The sequence below is a fragment of the Herbaspirillum sp. WGmk3 genome (genome assembly GCF_023952535.1).
In the GTDB taxonomy this organism is placed as follows: domain Bacteria; phylum Pseudomonadota; class Gammaproteobacteria; order Burkholderiales; family Burkholderiaceae_D; genus Herbaspirillum; species Herbaspirillum huttiense.
On sequence record NZ_JAKYWT010000001.1, the window covers coordinates 598,657 to 615,346 of the forward strand.

At 56.1% G+C, this 16,690-nt stretch carries 20 protein-coding genes; 8 read left to right on the plus strand and 12 right to left on the minus strand.

The annotated features are described in order from the left end of the window. Nucleotides 1-14 precede the first annotated feature (14 nt). From MKD49_RS02485 to MKD49_RS02520, 8 genes are all read right to left on the minus strand, one after another. Nucleotides 15-647 (minus strand): substrate binding domain-containing protein, encoded by a 633-nt coding sequence (locus MKD49_RS02485; RefSeq protein WP_252695351.1) that lies wholly within the window; start codon nucleotides 645-647, stop codon nucleotides 15-17. 156 nt (nucleotides 648-803) lie between these two features. Further along, a complete protein-coding gene (locus MKD49_RS02490; protein ID WP_252695352.1) occupies nucleotides 804-2,627 on the minus strand; it encodes an ATP-dependent endonuclease in 1,824 nt (607 codons plus the stop codon). A gap of 237 nt (nucleotides 2,628-2,864) precedes the next feature. Next, nucleotides 2,865-4,211 (minus strand): hypothetical protein, encoded by a 1,347-nt coding sequence (locus tag MKD49_RS02495; protein WP_252695353.1) that lies wholly within the window; start codon nucleotides 4,209-4,211, stop codon nucleotides 2,865-2,867. Nucleotides 4,212-4,792: 581 nt separating this feature from the next. Then, nucleotides 4,793-5,206: a hypothetical protein gene (locus tag MKD49_RS02500; RefSeq protein WP_252695354.1), complete on the minus strand. Its 414-nt coding sequence runs from the start codon at nucleotides 5,204-5,206 to the stop codon at nucleotides 4,793-4,795. A gap of 64 nt (nucleotides 5,207-5,270) precedes the next feature. Continuing rightward, on the minus strand, nucleotides 5,271-5,675 hold the full coding sequence (locus tag MKD49_RS02505; RefSeq protein WP_157845692.1) for a ribonuclease E inhibitor RraB: 405 nt from the start codon (nucleotides 5,673-5,675) through the stop codon (nucleotides 5,271-5,273). A gap of 151 nt (nucleotides 5,676-5,826) precedes the next feature. Beyond that, nucleotides 5,827-6,243: a hypothetical protein gene (locus MKD49_RS02510; RefSeq protein ID WP_252695355.1), complete on the minus strand. Its 417-nt coding sequence runs from the start codon at nucleotides 6,241-6,243 to the stop codon at nucleotides 5,827-5,829. A 66-nt stretch (nucleotides 6,244-6,309) separates the two neighbouring features. Continuing rightward, nucleotides 6,310-6,825, minus strand: coding sequence for a DMP19 family protein (locus MKD49_RS02515; RefSeq protein WP_252695356.1), 516 nt, complete (start codon nucleotides 6,823-6,825; stop codon nucleotides 6,310-6,312). Nucleotides 6,826-6,958: 133 nt separating this feature from the next. Beyond that, a complete protein-coding gene (locus MKD49_RS02520) occupies nucleotides 6,959-7,930 on the minus strand; it encodes a MurR/RpiR family transcriptional regulator (protein ID WP_252695357.1) in 972 nt (323 codons plus the stop codon). A gap of 194 nt (nucleotides 7,931-8,124) precedes the next feature. On the opposite strand from MKD49_RS02520, the gene MKD49_RS02525 reads away from it, so the two are divergent. The 7 genes from MKD49_RS02525 (at nucleotide 8,125) to MKD49_RS02555 (ending at nucleotide 13,090) form a co-directional block, all read left to right on the plus strand. Beyond that, nucleotides 8,125-8,958, plus strand: coding sequence for a transporter substrate-binding domain-containing protein (locus MKD49_RS02525; RefSeq protein WP_252695358.1), 834 nt, complete (start codon nucleotides 8,125-8,127; stop codon nucleotides 8,956-8,958). A 7-nt stretch (nucleotides 8,959-8,965) separates the two neighbouring features. Continuing rightward, on the plus strand, nucleotides 8,966-9,601 hold the full coding sequence (locus MKD49_RS02530; protein ID WP_252695359.1) for a DUF1989 domain-containing protein: 636 nt from the start codon (nucleotides 8,966-8,968) through the stop codon (nucleotides 9,599-9,601). A 62-nt stretch (nucleotides 9,602-9,663) separates the two neighbouring features. Then, complete coding sequence (locus tag MKD49_RS02535; RefSeq protein WP_252695360.1) at nucleotides 9,664-10,242, plus strand: DUF1989 domain-containing protein; 579 nt, start codon at nucleotides 9,664-9,666, stop codon at nucleotides 10,240-10,242. A gap of 16 nt (nucleotides 10,243-10,258) precedes the next feature. Then, a complete protein-coding gene (locus MKD49_RS02540) occupies nucleotides 10,259-10,921 on the plus strand; it encodes an amino acid ABC transporter permease (protein WP_252695361.1) in 663 nt (220 codons plus the stop codon). 1 nt (nucleotide 10,922) lies between these two features. Further along, nucleotides 10,923-11,597, plus strand: a complete 675-nt coding sequence (locus MKD49_RS02545) for an amino acid ABC transporter permease (protein WP_252695362.1) — start codon at nucleotides 10,923-10,925, stop codon at nucleotides 11,595-11,597. A 6-nt stretch (nucleotides 11,598-11,603) separates the two neighbouring features. Next, entirely contained in the window at nucleotides 11,604-12,419 is an 816-nt protein-coding gene (locus MKD49_RS02550; protein WP_252695363.1) for an amino acid ABC transporter ATP-binding protein, read from the plus strand. Beyond that, entirely contained in the window at nucleotides 12,416-13,090 is a 675-nt protein-coding gene (locus tag MKD49_RS02555; RefSeq protein WP_134137408.1) for an urea carboxylase-associated family protein, read from the plus strand. The genes MKD49_RS02550 and MKD49_RS02555 overlap by 4 nt, the downstream gene beginning before the upstream one ends. A gap of 38 nt (nucleotides 13,091-13,128) precedes the next feature. On the opposite strand, the gene MKD49_RS02560 is transcribed toward MKD49_RS02555, so the two are convergent. Further along, entirely contained in the window at nucleotides 13,129-14,022 is an 894-nt protein-coding gene (locus tag MKD49_RS02560) for a LysR family transcriptional regulator (protein WP_252695756.1), read from the minus strand. A 108-nt stretch (nucleotides 14,023-14,130) separates the two neighbouring features. Between MKD49_RS02560 and MKD49_RS02565 the strand changes: the two genes are divergently transcribed. Continuing rightward, nucleotides 14,131-15,081, plus strand: a complete 951-nt coding sequence (locus tag MKD49_RS02565; protein ID WP_252695364.1) for an NAD-dependent epimerase/dehydratase family protein — start codon at nucleotides 14,131-14,133, stop codon at nucleotides 15,079-15,081. A 233-nt stretch (nucleotides 15,082-15,314) separates the two neighbouring features. Here MKD49_RS02565 and MKD49_RS02570 read toward each other — a convergent pair whose 3' ends face one another. From MKD49_RS02570 to MKD49_RS02580, 3 genes are read right to left on the minus strand one after another with little or no spacing between them, the layout of a single operon-like run. Further along, nucleotides 15,315-15,785 carry a hypothetical protein gene (locus MKD49_RS02570; RefSeq protein ID WP_252695365.1) on the minus strand — a complete coding sequence of 157 codons (471 nt, stop codon included), beginning with the start codon at nucleotides 15,783-15,785 and terminating at the stop codon, nucleotides 15,315-15,317. After that, nucleotides 15,772-16,227 (minus strand): hypothetical protein, encoded by a 456-nt coding sequence (locus MKD49_RS02575; protein WP_252695366.1) that lies wholly within the window; start codon nucleotides 16,225-16,227, stop codon nucleotides 15,772-15,774. The genes MKD49_RS02570 and MKD49_RS02575 overlap by 14 nt, the downstream gene beginning before the upstream one ends. Continuing rightward, nucleotides 16,227-16,643 (minus strand): hypothetical protein, encoded by a 417-nt coding sequence (locus tag MKD49_RS02580; protein WP_209534482.1) that lies wholly within the window; start codon nucleotides 16,641-16,643, stop codon nucleotides 16,227-16,229. The genes MKD49_RS02575 and MKD49_RS02580 overlap by 1 nt, the downstream gene beginning before the upstream one ends. Nucleotides 16,644-16,690: the final 47 nt, after the last annotated feature.

Consider the following 16,690-nt stretch of genomic DNA (forward strand, 5'->3'; position numbering starts at 1 on the left):
CCCACCGATGCGCCCTATTGGCTGGTGCCGCCAGCGTCATGTGAAGCATCGATCAAGACATCCCAAGGCGGCGGCGAGGCGAAGACCTCGTCCAGCAGCCCGAGGAAGGCCTTCACATTGGGACTCGAACGCCGGCTCTCCGGCCAGAGCGCAGTCATGTTGGAGCGCTTGACGGCAAAGGCCGTCAGCACTGGCACCAGTTCTCCCCGCCGCACATGGGTGGCCGCAAGGTAAGTGGGCATGATTGCGATGCCGCCGCCGGCAATCACAATGGACGCCACTACATCGCTGACATCGGCCACGATCCCGGCCTCGGGGGTGATCTCCACGATCTCGCCGTCCATCGCGAAGGGCCAGCGCAACGCCTGGCCCGTACTCTGGAAACGGAAATTGACGCAGTCATGCTGGTCCAGTTCTTCAGGGCGGGTGGGCGTCCCGCGCCGGGCCAGATAGGCCGGTGCGGCAAAGGCGCAGATGCGGTGCGGCGCCAGGGTCCGTGAAATCAGGCGCGAATCAGGAATGTCTCCCACCCGGATCGCCACGTCGATGCCTTCCGCAATCATGTCGGCCATCTGGTCCCGGATGCGCAAATCGACCACCAGCCCCGGATGGCGTGCCCGCAAACGCACCAAGGCCGGGCCCAGCAAGTGGACGCCGATTCATGCAAGGGGCTAGCGACTATATTGATTACTGAGTAGTGCAGTTTCGGGAAGGCGTGGCCAAATAGAAGAACTCGATTTTGAGCGTGGCAAATCAGCTTTTCATTGCAGCGCTATTAAGCTACAAATTATTGACGCAGATCACTACTCTAAATTCAATAAGTTAGCGTCTTTAATCATGTCAACCAGTTGGCCAATTTTCTCTCGAAGATCGTGTACGTCTAAATTGAGGGGCTTCTGACAGACCAGCCTAGCCACCTTCACTTTGTCCACCTCCGTTTCCAGCGTAGTTTTCTTTGTAGTGCTCCCATTAGAGTCACGCAACGCTCTATTTCGATAGAAATAAAGCGCATGGTCAAACTTCCCAACTTTTGATTTTCTTTCGTATGAAATCTCATACGCCTTTTTTACCGCGGCTTGAAGATCATCTACGGGAATGTAGTTTTCCACTTCCCGACCATCAGATATCCAGACAAAACCGCCGTTCGCCTCGAACTCTTCAATCAATCGTCTCTTCGTGGCGTTAATGTCAGCTGTTGGCGAGTCACGGTCACTATCGATAATCACTGCAATATTGCGGTTGAGCGAACGTAGAAGAATAAACTCGCCAATTTCCTCGTCCGAGACATCATCATTAGCTGAGAGATGGCTCAACAGTCTCCCACCATAAAACATGATTGAAAAATGAATTCCCTCTGTTAGCTCTGGAGCAGCTTGCTTTAGCCATGCTGTTAGATAGATCCTGTCGGATGGGCCTTCTACCCAAATAACGGCGTTAGATTGAACTAGATCCGAGGCTTTACAGCCAAGATCCGTACATATTGAAAATCGCTCTCTATTCAAAACACTTTCACGGATCCGTGTCGTGCCATTTCCATTCGTAACATGAAAAATTGCTGCCCCCTGGGTATCAATAAAGGCCGCCGAATGAGTGGCGATAAAGTACTGGTTGCCAGTCTTTTCGCGTAAATATTTAATGAGCTTACGCTGCAAAAGCGGATGGAGATGGATTTCGGGTTCTTCCATACAGATAATTGACTCATTCACCAACGTGCAGAATGAGGCGAGCATAATCACTTCATGAATCCCAGTGCCCAAAGAAGATAACGGGAGGACCTTCCCTTCCATATGAACTAGCACATGGTTTCGGTGATGAGGTATCTCGATTTGCGCATCATCAACACCGGTCACTGTTGCAAGGAAATCGCTGATTTGATCGAACAAGCGCCGATCTGTCCGGCGATCGTGATCAGGACTTTGTATCTCAGCCAAGCGATCTATTAAGCCCTCTCCGTTAAACACATCCAATGTTCCCGCAGTTCGTGTCGTCGCTTTCTTTATCTCTCTAATCGCAGGAATAAGATAGATCTGTGGCAGATCGGTCGATATTGAAGAAAACAGCTTCCGTACAACAGCTGTGATCCAGGAGCCAATATCGCCCCCCGATGTCGTCGGATAAAGCATGTGCCAGAGACATTCCCACTCATATTTTGATAACGCCGAATTTACGATGTTTTGGTTGTAGCGATAATCTGGTTCGCGCTTTTGCCCTGCGTTGTCATTGACCTTCCAATATGCCCATAAGAGATTGTTCTCCAAAATCGAAAGCAATAGCTTATCGATGACCTCCCCTAAATTGATTTGATAGTGATGTCTCAGAGCTGCAGCTTCAACAAGCCGCATCCAAGCGGCATAGACTTCATCGCGTGATAGCCCCTGTGCAGCGATGATCTCGTTTGACCGCATTTTATCGGTCTTAAAATAGTCTAAGTCACCTAACTGCTGCTTCTGTTGAGGAAAGCCGAACGCAGGAATATGACCTGAAATAAACGAAAGAAGCGTTGATTTCCCGGCATTATTGGCCCCAATAAAGAAATTGAAATCCTTAAACGGCCCTAAGGTCTGAAACTCTTTTCCCAGACCCCGATAACCTTTAATCTTTAACCCGCTTAGAAAAACGTTAGTCATTTTTAATCAGTACGAGAGCGAGAGTTTTCTGTAGTGACAATAAGCGGTGGCATCTTCTGTCAGGCAACACATACACTTAACGCTATGCGCCCACAAGATTTTTATCCAAGAAGTCTGAGCAAGTTGCAGCCAGCAAGCGACTTGCTACCTTAATGATTCTACCCAGCAGCTTGCGTCAGGCCGAAAAATATAGGGCCCGCGTAAGCGAGCCCTTGAATATAGTGCGTCTTAGTGCAATTAGAACAGCTCGCCAGTAGTAGGACCAGGACGCTCTTCGGCGAAAGGGTCAGGTAAGTCTGCCAAAATCTTCTCTCGCTCACAATGCCGCAAGAAGAAATATAGAGAAGAGTCAATGATCTTCATAACCTTCCCGCCTCGATCGTAGTCAACGAATGGGGGCTGAATTTTTTTGTTGATTTGGTGTTGAGTGATGTTATGAAGGAAGGCGCCAAGATCACCTGATCGTACGTCGTCAGGACGATGGTGCATACGCCGAATTTCCTCTAAAAGAGTCGAACGCAGTAAGCCCTGTTCGATACTTGCAAATTCCGTAGTTAGCAATAGCCGGATGAAATAGTAAGGAAATGCCAAAGACAACTTGCCACTTTGATTGCTTGTCTTTCGAGCAATGTCTACGAAAGATTCGAAGTTTCGAGTATGTCGAACGCCGTATTCTGACGTTTTCTTATCAATCGCCGCTTGAAGGTGATCCTTTGTGATTCGTACGGGAGAGCCAGCAGTTTGAGCAACGCCGGCCGACATGCAGCAGTATTTGCACACCTCTTGAACGACGCCGATGCTGTCAAACGACCCTTCGATCAAATCTTCTTCCACTTCGGCGAAATCCACATTTAGCAGGGCTGCGCCTTTTCTAATAACTTTAAGAAAGTCTGATTTGGTCCACGGTTCGACCGGGATTTCAGTAATACGGTCCAGCAAATCACCATTGAACTGAACAAGGCGGTTAGCCTCACGCCAAATGCCAAGAATAACGAAGATAATTCCCTGATCCTGAAATACCCGTAGGTCGTATGCTAGCGTCTCTTGAACCTCCAACGTCAGATAATGGAAATTTTCTAAGATTAGAAATTTATCGTCGCCGTATAGTTTTAATATTTCGGAAATGTCTTGAGCAAGTTCCAAATTATATTCGACAAAGTTTTCTTTACGTGAGAGACCGGTAATGGACTTATCACTAAGCTCCGCATCTAATCCAGCTGTGGTCCCAGTGAAGGGAATTTTGATCTTGAAACCAGCACTAACTTTCCCACCGTGCTCATATTTATGCTCACTAGTCTCACTCTCAATAAACTTGATATTGAGCTGACGCAAGATTGACTTATAGATATCGATAGGCTCTGTTTGCGGCGAGCATTCAACCTTTACGTACTGCTTTTCGGGAAGGTTCTTCAGAATGAGCGATGTTTTTCCTTGCTTTGAGGACCCGTAGACTATAACTTCGTTTCCATCGGTCAAAGCCTCCCTGAATGCTTGGTCAACAGCTTCACGCTCTATATATGAAGCAATTAATTTGCTGCGCACGCCAAACACATCGTTGGTTTTGTAAACCTGTTTTGTAGTCATCCTCTTTTTCCCCGCCTTCATATTTATCCCACAAAGAGTTTAGCGTAATTTGACACGCTTGCGAATTACGGCATACAGGAATGACTTGTTAAATGAAGGGGCAACGAGACTGAATCAAAGAGGCTACTCTCCTTGAATAAACAGTCAGTTGATCCGCGAAAAAGTGTATATCGAAGCACTACATCATAACTTCTCCAGCCGCCAATCCCCTGCAGTACCTGCAACGACATTCAACCTTGCGCGTGCCAACTGGCCCCGTTATCGGTCGTAAGTCATGCCATCGGAAATCCCCGGACGCCATAACACTTCAGAGCCATATATCTAAGCTGCGGTGGATGTCCGTTGAGCTCGCTTGCCTGGAGCCACTAAGAAACCATGCAAACGTACTGCTCAAAAAAATCACACGGGAAATACCTTTGCCGAGAGGAGCGACTACTATCAAAGCAAGAATCCAGGCCAAAAAACTGATGCCAGAGATATTCGGACCTTTCCATCCGAAAACAATCATTCATTCTTTATCTCAACGGACTCGATGTCTGCTCCCGGCAGATCACGAGCCTATCGTCTTTTTGATAAGGCAATCATCTCTGAACCGCCCTTCTGTAGAAGACACGGAAAATCAGATAGGCCAGGAAAATGACCACCATTAAGAATAGGCAGAACGGCCAGATGCTGAAGGTGCCAAGGACAAGCACACCAGGCTCTCCAACTATCCGGTAATGCTGTCCATCCCGCGGTTCAGGTATGGAGAAAATTCCGAGAGATGAGTCGAGGATGAAGTAGCAAGCGTAACTTGCCACAATGGTAGAAACAAAATAGATCCACGGACGTGAAAGTTTGCGCCAGAAAAGCACAGCTGCTACTGCTGCACAGAACAGAGGAAGCACCAGTATCAACATGGTTTCCCATTCCAAGTGGTCCAGCAGCACCAATATCGCAAGGCCAATGGTCCATATCGCCAAAGCAGATCCGGACGCCAAGGATGGATTCTTCATGAAATCATTTGAATGAGGTACGGGCTGTCAATCCGCTGCGCTTCTGGCCGCTTGCGGACTTCGGCTATTTGATACCGACGGTTCCCCAGCCATCGTAGTAACCATGATGGCTGGCGGCCAAGGCTGAAAGGTCGCGTGTTATCGCTTGCATTGCACCGATCTCCGGCGCCATTTTTCGCTTCGCATGCACCTCCCACAGCGTTCGCTTGGGGACCTTTCCGATACTGGCAATCTCGTAACCGCGAGCGCGAAGGTTGTCAGCTGCCGCCACTGCATCGCTCTCCTGGCCAAAGACAAGAAAGAAGTCGATGTCGTGCGTCTTGGTCAAATCTGCGCCATTACGCTGCAGGTTCTCGATCACCCGGGCATCCTGTTGTTCAGCAATTGAAGTCTGCGCTACCGCAGGAAAACCCGTAAGCGATGCGCCTGCCAATAGCGAGCATAGAAGCAAATGAAACGGTTTCATCATGATTTTCCAATAGAACAAGTCGACGGCATCAGTTGTATCTCGGCTACTTCCATCGAATTTTATTATCGATTGCAGCGATACCAGGAAATGACCATGCATACGTCATGGCAAATTTTTAAAAGTGACAAGCTGCTTCTTCCGGTGAAAACGATCACACTCCCTCAACCGCCCAACCGGTCTCTGAACATTGCGGCTCTGCAGAACTGAAAACACTCAGACAGCCGTTACCTGTTACCACCATCCATTCCCGACCATCAAGCTCCAAGCCTTGGAGCCCGCTTTCTTCCGATAGCCACCCACCATCAGTCACCTCGATGAGATGAGTACCGAAGGGAAATGCTTCGGAATGAACATAGCGGTACAAGTGCGTTCCATCCAGAAAGCGAAAACCCGCTACCGGCGGTGGAAAGACTATTCTGAGACCACGGACAATATCCCCATCCATTGAACAAGCGACAGTGACGACGAGCTCGCCATGGGTGTCCAAGGCAAGTGATGAAATATCGGAATTTGATTGGACGCCGCTAGCCGGCAAACATGCACGTGCCGTGAAGTGTCTGGGTTTCATTCGAGTCGATTCCAAGGTCAGCGGAAATTCCTGACAGGGTTGATGTTCTTTGACTGTTCCTTTTATCTATTCGACGCGAACCAAGCCATGAGTGATAGCGAAGTTTTCGATTCGCGTCGCCAGATTGTCAGCGTCTCGCCAGAACGCATTGTCGAGTTCGTCCAGACGCTGCTGCAGTTCGTCGTTGTCGGCCGCCATTTGCATTCTTCGCCTGGCAGCTGTTTCGACGGGGACGTCCGCAGGTCCGAAGATTATCTTCTTTGCTTCTTGAAGCAACAGCAGGCTGGTCGTGGCACCTATCGCCATCAAGCCATCAACGGCGTCAGAATAAGTCGAGCCTGAACTGTTATGAAAATACTGATCGAAGCCACCGTTGTAGACGTCGCCAGACAGGCAACTCACCGCCCAAAATTGTCTTTCCATATCGGACAAGCCCGCCATCCCCGCATCAGACTTGTGCACCCTGTTCACCAGCTCCCGCCAATAAAGTCGAAAGGGATCCGTATTATCAAGCTCACGTTCTCTTCTCCTCGCGACTTTCGCTGCCTCAATTGCCGCGCGCTTTCCTGACTTGCAGGGCATGCAAAGTCCGCCTGTTTTTTTCGCAGTGTCGGGCAGAATCAAAGCCGAGCATGTAGAACATGGAATCTTCATTTTGAGGATGGAAGGTCAGTTTCTGACCGGAAGCGTACATTCATTTATCAAGGAGCGTGAACTATTCCAGCTCTTTCATCTTCTGGTGCAATACCTCGACCCGCTGCAGGTGTCCATTGCCCCGTTCGCGCAGCTTTTCCGCCGTCAGCGAGCAGATCAGATTGACCATCGCTGAAACCGCCACCACGCTGTCGAACAGCATCATGCCATCGGTGTGGCAGCGGATCACCCAGTCGGCGCGTCTGGCCGGTTTTCCCGTAATCACGTCGGATAGGTACAAGGTCTTCACGCCGCTCTCGGAAAGCGCATCCATCGCCAGCGAGATGGCCGGCACCCGGCGGCGCAAGCCGATCACGATAGCCATGTCTCGCTCGCCCAGATCACTCAGGTATTCCGCCAGCGTGTCGCCGGGTGCCGGCAAGACCAGCACGTTGCTGCGGACCTGCACCAGTTCGCGACGGATCATTTGGGCGATCGTGTGGCTGTGGCGATAGCCGATGATCGCAACGCGCTGCGCATTGGCGATGCAGCTTACCGCCTCGGTCAGCACCTGCTGATCCAGCGAACGGTAGGTATTGGCCAGATTCGAGACTTCATGGTTCAGGTGCGCTTCGATGGAGGCGTCGAGCCCGCTGCCCGCTTGCTTCTCCCCCCGTTTCAGCAGATACAGGGGTGATCCTCCCACCAGCGCCGCGCGCGCGCTTTCCCTTGCATCGTCATAAGACGCATAGCCCAGTTTCTGAAAGAAGCGAGTGGCCGTCGCCTTCGATACTTGTGCACTCTCGGCCAGCTCGGTGGCCGTTTGCATCGCAAGCTGACCGGGCGCGCTGAGAATGACGTCGGCCAACCGCAGGTCGATCTCCGACAGCTGGTCATACTGCTCGGCGATACGGCTCTCGATGGAGGCGGACGCCTTGCCTTTCTTGTGGGGGGAGATAGCCATGTCGATCTGGAAATACGTGAAAAAGAGGAAATGCCATGGTGCAAGAATCATTCCAATGCGGTGCGACGCACTTGTTTTGTGCGGCAGCATTCTGGAATGGAACGTAAGCATTGTATGCCGCCCTTGCACCACTGAAACGAGCATTTCAAAAAAATGCCCCGTGAATCCATTGTTTCCTTGGCACCGCAATTAGAAACATGTGTTTCCAAAACCATTGGCATGAAACATGCATTGCACTATTCGTCTTGCTCGTTCCTTCGTCAGCCACCTCAAGGAGTCCGCTCATGTCTGCACAACGTTTCTCCCGTTTCCTGATGTCCGCCTTGCTGTTCTGCAGCGCCGTCGCCCATGCTGACACGCTCGACGACATCAAGAGCCGCGGCAAGATGATCGTCGCCATCGATCCCACCTTTGCCCCCTACGAGTACACCGATGCGTCCAATGCCATCGTCGGCTACCACCCGGCGGTGCTGGCCGCCGTCGCCAAGAGCCTGGGCGTGAAGATCGAATACCAGCGCATGGCCTTCAGCGGCATCATTCCCGGACTGCTGTCGCGCTCCTTCGACATGGAAGGCTCGGCGCTGAACGTGACCGCCGAGCGCGCCAAGCGCATCGCCTATGTCGTGCCCACCGGCAAGACCGTCAACGGTGCTCTGGTGCGTGACGATTTCACCAGGATCCCGGCCAAACCGACGCCGGAATCGCTGGCCGGCCTGACCGGTGCGGTGAAGACCGGCAGCGCGCCGGAAGGCATCCTCAAGCAGTTCAACGAGACGCTCAAGTCCAAGGGTCTGGCACCGATCAGCCTGCTCAGCGTAGATAGCGTCGACCAGACGGTCGCGGCACTGATGACCCGCCGCGCCGACTTCGTCTTCGACGATGTGACGGTCCTGACCGATGTCATCAAGCAGAATCCGGGCAAGATGAAGATCACCGGTGAACTGGGCCCCTCCCAATGGATCGCGCTGGCCACCCGTCCTGAAGACACGCGCCTGAACAAGGCCGTCAGCGAACAGATCATGGCGATGAAGAAAAGCGGCGAGCTGGCCAAGCTGCAGCAACAATACCTCGGCGTGACCTTCGCCACGCCGGACACCGATTTCATTCCCGCCAAGTAACTGCCCCATGTGCAACTCCACTCATTCCCTGACCGTGCAAGCCGGTCATGGCCGGACCTTCGAGGTGAAGGCCGGCCAGTTCCTCACCATCATCGATGTCGAAGGGCAGCAAGCGGCTGACTTCGTGGCCGTCGTGGCCCGCGACAAGCACGAGAAGCTGTCGCCCACGCATACACGCCGCAAGCTCAACTCGATCTTCTTCAACGTCGGCGATCATCTGTATTCCTCGCTGGACCGCCCGCTGCTGCGCGTGGTGGCGGACACCGTCGGCGTACACGACGCCAACGTGCCCGCCTGCGACGACACCCGCTTCACGGTCGATTTCAACGTGGCCGGCCATCGCAATTGCCTGGACAACATGCACGAAGGCCTGGCCTTGCACGGTCTGTCGAAGTTCGACGTGCCGGAACCGTTCAACCTGTTCCAGAACGGCCCGGTCACGGCTGACCGCCGCATGCAGGTCACTGATCCGACCAGCAAGCCGGGTGACCACATTACCTTCGAGGTGCTGGAGGACCTGCTGTGTGCCGTCTCGTCCTGCCCGCAGGACATCATTCCCGGCAACGGCCTGCGCGTGACCGACATCGCCATTTCCATCCACGACGCCGATCCGCACAGCAGTGCCGCCGCGTCCATCGACTGACCATCATGCTGCTGTTAAAAGAGACTCCCTCCCGTAGCCCCCTGCCGCCTAGCCGCCTTGCCGTGCCAACCGGAGAAAGCCGCGCCGTCGAGGTCAGGGCCGGCCAGATCCTGCGCATTGAAGCGAAGGAGGCCGGCGCAACCGCCATGCTGTTCGCCTTCGATCGCGCCAGCCCGGACATCTTCATGTCGGTGCATCACACCCGCGTGTTCAGCAATTCCTATGTGCTGCAGGCCGGCATGCGCATCGTCAGCAACTATCGGCGCGCGCTGATGGTACTGGGCAAGGATAGCGTCGGTACGCACGATCTTCTGATGCCGGCATCGACCACTGCATGGCTGCAAGCCAACGGCTACACCGGCCAGACCGGCTGCGTCGAATCGGTCTCGGCCGTGATCCGGGAGCAGGGACTGAACCCGCCCAAGTTGCCGGATCCGATCAACCTGTTCATGCACGTTGACCTGGACCAGAACGGCCGTATCATTCCCTTGCCGAATCGCACGCGCGCGGGCGACTTCATCGCGTGCCGCGTCGTCGCCGACATGGTTTTCGTGGTCTCTGCCTGCTGCTCCGGCATACCAGGCAACGATCAGCCGGGTGCCCTGGAAGTGGCGCTGGCCGAAGAACCGAACGCGCTGTAAACGCAGGAGACCTCGCATGTGGCTGAGTCCCCAGGTGATCCAGAGCATCCCCTCGCTGATCGACGGCTGGATGATGACGGTCGCGCTCACCGTGCTCGGCGCGATCGGCAGCCTGATCTGGGGGCACATTGCGCTGGCCATGCAACTGGCACCACTGGCACCAGTACGCTGGCTGGCACGGCTTTACATCAGCTTCATGCGCGGCACGCCGGCGCTGGTGCAACTGTTCCTGGTGTTCTTTTCTCTCCCTCTGGTGGGATTGGGAGGCCGCCCGCTGCTGGCGGCGGCGCTGACGCTGGGGCTCAACAGCGCTGCCTACACCGCCGAGATCCTGCGGGGCAACCTGCGCATCATCACGCGCGGGCAAATCGACGCAGCCACCGCACTGGGCATGGCGCCGTGGCGCATCGCCACGCGCATTGTCATGCCGCAGGTGATCAAGAGCAGCATCCCGGCACTCATCAACGAATTCACCATCCTCCTGAAGACCACGCCGCTGGCTTCGGTAGTTGCCGTGACGGAGCTGACTTATGCAGGGCAGATGGTGATCGCGCGCACTTATACCTCCTCCCAGATCATGCTGATGGTGAGCATCGGCTATCTGGCCGTGGTGCTGCCGGTGCTGGCGCTGGGCAAGCACCTGGCCAGCGCACCGCTCGCCGCTACGGGAAGGAGCTGACATGGCCTTCGAGCCCGCCATCCTGACTGAACACGCAGGGACCTTGCTCGGCGGCCTGGCCGACACGCTCTGGCTGAGCACGGTCAGCGCATTGCTCGCCGTGGTAGTTGGCGTCGCACTGGTGGCCTTGCGCCGCACCGGCCCGCGTCCGCTCGCCCTGCTGATCGACGCGTATATCGCGCTCACGCTGGCGCTGCCCTTGCTGGTGCTGCTTTATGTGACGTTCTACGTCCTGCCTGACTTCGGCCTGCTGCTGCCAGCTCCGGTGGTGGGCGTAGTGACGCTGGCGATCTATTACGCCCCTTACATCGCGCAGGTGATTCAAGCCGCCATCGACAGCCTGCCCAAGGGCACGGTGGAAGCGGCAATCGCCATCGGCATGTCGCCGCTCGCGATCGTGCGCAGGATAGTGGCACCGCAGGCATTGCCCCTGCTGCTGCCAACCATGACCGGATTGATGATCGGCCTGTTCAAGGATTCCGCATTGCTATCGGTGATCTCGGTACATGAGTTCATGTTCGCCGCCAAAGGCGTGGTGTCCGAGACTTACGCATCACTGGAAGTCTATTGCATGGTGGCGCTGGTTTACTGGGCCGCCACTGCGCTGCTGAATGCGCTGACACGCCGCTGGGAGCAGCGTATCGCCGTGGCCCACGGCATCCCCTTAACTCGCTAGCCTGCCATGAATCAGACTGAACCCCATTCGAATGTGAACGGCAACATCGCCCTGCGTGCGCGCGACATCGTCAAATCCTTCGGCTCCCAGCGCATCCTTGATGGCGTCGATCTCGATATCGAGCGCGGCAAGGTGGTGTGCATTCTTGGCCCTTCCGGCTCGGGCAAGTCGACGCTGCTGCGCTGCCTGAACTGGCTGGAACCGCCCGACGCCGGCGAAGTATGGATAGGCGGCGAGCGGGTCGGCGTGAAGGAAGGGCCCCAGGGCAAGCCGGTCGCCCGTCCCGGAAGAGAAATTCGCGCCCAGCGCAGCCGTATCGGCATGGTGTTCCAGAGCTTCAACCTGTGGCCGCACATGAACGTGATCGAGAACGTCATGGAAGGCCTGATCTCGGTCAAGGGCATGTCGCGTCTCGCCGCCAGCGACATTGCCGCCGAGGCCTTGCGCAAGGTGGGCCTGGCGGGCAAGCATATGGCGCTGCCAGCCTCACTGTCCGGCGGGCAGCAGCAGCGCGTCGGTATTGCGCGCATGCTGGCCATGGAGCCGGAAGTCATCCTGTTCGACGAACCGACCTCGGCGCTCGATCCCGAATTGGTTGGCGAGGTGCTGGCCGTGATGCGCGGCCTGGCGGCAGCGCAGACCACCATGATCGTCGTGACGCACGAAGTTGCCTTCGCCCGCGAAGTCGCCGACCTGGTGGTGTTCATGGACGGCGGCAAGATCGTCGAGATGGGCCCGCCGTCGCAAGTCATCGATCAGCCGTCGTCAGCGCGTTTGCGCCAATTTCTTCAACGCTTCAACCCAGGATCCTCCCCATCATGACTTCTTCGACATCTGCTTCCGCTTCCCTTACCATCCCCGCCGGCCACGGCAAGGCCGTTCGCCTCAAGGCCGGGCAGGCCGTGCGTGTCGTCAACACGCATGGCACCCAGGTGGTCGACTGCTGGGCATGGAACGCCTACGACCTGGCCGAATACATGTGCATGGAAACCACGCGCGTGTGGAACCAGCGCCTGAATCCCATCGTCGGTGACAGTTTCGTCACCAACCAGCGCCACCCCATCCTGACGGTAGTGGAAGACGCCACACCCGGCGTCCACGACACCTTCATGGCCGCTTGCGACCGCCGGCGCTATGAACTGCTCGGCGTAAAGCACTATCACCGCAATTGCTGCGACAACATGTTCGAGGGCATGTTCGAGCTTGGCGTGACGCCGCCGCGCCCCAACCTGGCGTCATTCAACATTTTCATGAACATCCGTGTCCAGCCCGACGGCATCACGCTGAAGACACTGCCGACGGTGACCAAACCGGGCGACTTCATCACAATGCGCGCAGAGATGGATTGCTTCGTCGCCTTCTCTGCCTGTCCACAGGACATCGTGAAGATCCAGGGCCAGGGCGACAACACCCCCAAGCCGGTCGAAATCATGGTGCTGGAGGACTTTCACTCCGATCTGCCGGGAACGCATACCTGGGTACCGCAGAACTGAACCGCTTGCGAACCCGGCCGCGCACACCGCCCCGCGCTTCACCCCCGTATATACGTCCCCAATCCCGCCACCAACGCAGCAAAGGTCACGGCGCAACGCGGGCTCGCCCGCAAGTCCTCATGCATGGCAATCCAGGTTTCCATCTTGAGAGAGAATTTCCTGGGCAGCAGATGCACCAGTGCGTCATCCCTGGCCGCCAGCCCCACCTGGCAGATGCCGATGCCGAAGCCCGCGCGGATCGCCGCCAGTTGCGCCAGATCACTATCAGCCCGAAAAGCCAGGCCGGCGCGCGCGAGCCAGGGGAATTGCTCCAGTACCTTGCGCACAAAGGCGCTCTCCTGATCGAAACCAATCAGCGCATGGCCCGCCAGGGCATCAATCGAGTGCGGTACCCCATGTGCCGCCAGGTAACGCTGGTGCGCATGCAGTCCCACTTCGATGCTGCCCAGCCGCTTGGCGATCAGCGCATCCTGGACCGGCTTGAACATGCGCACGGCAATGTCCGCCTCCCGCTGCAACAAGTCATCAGCCCTGTTGGACATGACCAGCTCAATGCACAGCCCCGGATGCCGATGCTTGAGTTCGGCAAGGATCGGGGGCAGCACTTCCACGCTGATGACTTCACTGGCGGTCAGCCTGACCGTGCCGCGCACTTCCCTGCCGTGGCTGCTGGCGACCCGGCGCAGTGCGGCGGAAGTCGCCGCGATACCGGCCGCATAAGGCCTCAGTTCCAGCGCCGCATCCGTAGGAGAAAAGCCATCAAAGGAGCGCACGAACAGTTTCAGCCCCAGCGCCGACTCCAGCTGTTCGATGTGGCGGCCCACCGTCGGTTGCGTGAGCCCCATCTCGCGCCCGGCCGCTGACAGCGATCCCGTCTCCAGCACCTTGAGAAAACTGCGGTACCACTCCCAGTTCGGTTCGATGTCGGCCAGGGTATTCATTTATGTATAGACGCTAGGCTAATTTATGCAATTTTCATTTATACCGCAATTTCGCATACTGAGCATGTTCGTACTCACAACATCTTTCCGGAGAACCCCATGTCCAGGATTGCCCTCTTCGGTGCCGCCGGTGCCATCGGTCAAAGCATCGCCTCTGCCATCAGCGCGCAAGGGCTGCCCTATCGCGTAGTCGGCCGCAATGAAGCCAGTTTGCGCAAGGCCTTCGGGGCCGACCCGCTGGCCGAGATCGTCAGCTGGAACCCCGACTCGCCGGCTTCCGTGGAAGCCGCCGCACAGGGGATCGACACGCTGATCTATCTGGTGGGCGTAAACTACACGCAGTTCGAGCTGCATCCTGAACTGATGCGCAAGACGCTGGACGGGGCGATCAGCGCTGGCGTCAAGCAGGTTCTGCTGATCGGCACGGTGTATCCCTACGGTCTGCCGCAGACCTCACCGCTACGGGAAGACCACCCGCGCAATCCGCACACCTTCAAGGGCCGCATGCGCAAGGCACAGGAAGACCTGCTGATGCAGGCCGACAGCACAGGACGCATCCGCGCAGCGGTGCTGCGTCTGCCGGATTTCTACGGCCCCGGCGTCGAAGCCAGCTTCCTGCACGGTGCGATCAAGGCGGCGGCGCAGGGCGGCACGGCAGACATGATCGGGCCACTGGATCGTCCGCACGAGTTCGTCTTCGTGCCCGATGTCGGTCCGGTCGTGGCCAGGCTGATCAGCACGCCTGCGGCCTTCGGCAGGATCTGGCACCTGGCCGGTGCCGGGGTGACGTCGCAACAGGCACTGGTGGAAGAAATGGAAAGGCAGACCGGGCGCAAGCTGAAGAAGCGCGTGGCGGGAAAGACCATGCTGCGCATCATCGGATTGTTCAATCCGATGATGCGCGAACTGGTGGAGATGCACTATCTGCAGACGCAGCCGGTGATCATGGATGATTCGGCGCTTCAGCAATTGATCGGGCCGATCACCAAGACTTCCTATGCTGACGGTATCCGGAGGGCACTGGCCAGCCAAGGCGGAACATCCGTTTGAGCAGGCGAGCTCACGGCGGCCCCGTGCGATCAATCGAGCAGCTGCAACTGCCGCAAAAATTGCTTCTGCACGGAGAATATGAGCGGGGGTATTTCTTCAAAAGGAGCTGCCCCCATTGCCTCCGATTAATGCCCTGCACCTCAAAACACTGCGCGATATCCCGCCGGTCATTTCTCCCGGCCTGCGCATTCATTGCCTGAATCAGAAATGCGCTTCTCGCTGGCACAGCATGATCAATCGCGAACCTGAAAGAACGGCGAGCGGGCAAGTATGGCGTTGACGTCAGTCACCAGTCGCACCTGCTCTGGGCCAAGGCTCGCTCCTTCATCACCATTGATCAGCAGATCAAGTTCGATGAGCACTTTGCGGTATTCATCCTCGTCCCGGATCACGCCCTCATTCCGGATCTTATGCAGACAGGCTTCTCCAAACAGAGCATCACGAGCGAGGATGGCCTTGAATGATGCCCAGCTCTTCGCTCCCATGGTCTCGCGGGCGACGACGAGCAGCTCCTTTTTCATGCCGTTCAGATAGGTCTTGCGAGCAGGCCTGTCCTGTTGAAGTTCGAAGGAAAGCAGGTCGCGACAGTGGGCGGCGAGCACGGACGCATCAGGTACCTTTTCAAGAACGCCCATCATGAACCTCAGCTCTGCCACCAGCCTGGTGATTTCGTCGGAGACGGCTCTTTTTTCATCTTTGCTCATGGTCGAAAGCGGATTTCACCGCAGGGTCCTCCAGGCTGAATACCGAAACACATTCGTTGATACCAGTCACCAGATACTCTTTCACCTCCGGGTGAAGACCATGCAGGCAGGTTCCAGAACGAGAACGTTCCTGATCCGCCCAACCACCTTGCTGGATAAGGAAGAGCCACCCATTTTTGGTTGAGCAACCGGGCCAGTATTCCATCAGATAGAGTTCGTCCAGGACTCTGAAACCCAGGATGGCTTCGAAGGATACAGCACACGCCGATTGGCCATACACATCGCGCACAACAATGCTCAGCCCGCTATGCGGTTGAAATTCTATGCGTCCGATTTCTGTTGCATGCGCAAAGTCGAATCCGGACGCCAAGGCAATGGCCGTAACTTTTTTCATGATGCAGCTGAATATCTTTCCGCCCATCCAGGCGGCGAAGCATGACATCAATCATGCTGATTGCGAATCCACCACAACATCGTTTCCAGCTTCTGTCGCCGCGCCTCATCGTGCTCTGCATCCAGCACGGCCACGAGGCACTCCCTGCAACGATCAGCGCCGTGCAGGAAAGCAAGATAGCGAGGAAGCTGCCCGACACTGCGGTCCCAATGATCCAGTACCGACAGAATGAGACCGCGCAGATCGGCGGCATACGCCGGCCGCAACGCCATCAACAACAGGCCACCCAGCGCCTGGCGCTCAAAAGCATTTTCCTGCGCAAACAAATCAGTCAGTGCTTTGGCCAGTTGCTGCTGTTCGCACTTGCCGAGGACCGAGCGAAGAAACGCCAGTTGCTGCGGATTCCTGGCACCGAAGCGATCCGCCGATGTCGTGACTTTTTCGTAGATTTCGCTGGCGTTCATTTTCCTGCCGATGTGCGACGACTGCTGACGATCGATTTACTTCCGCT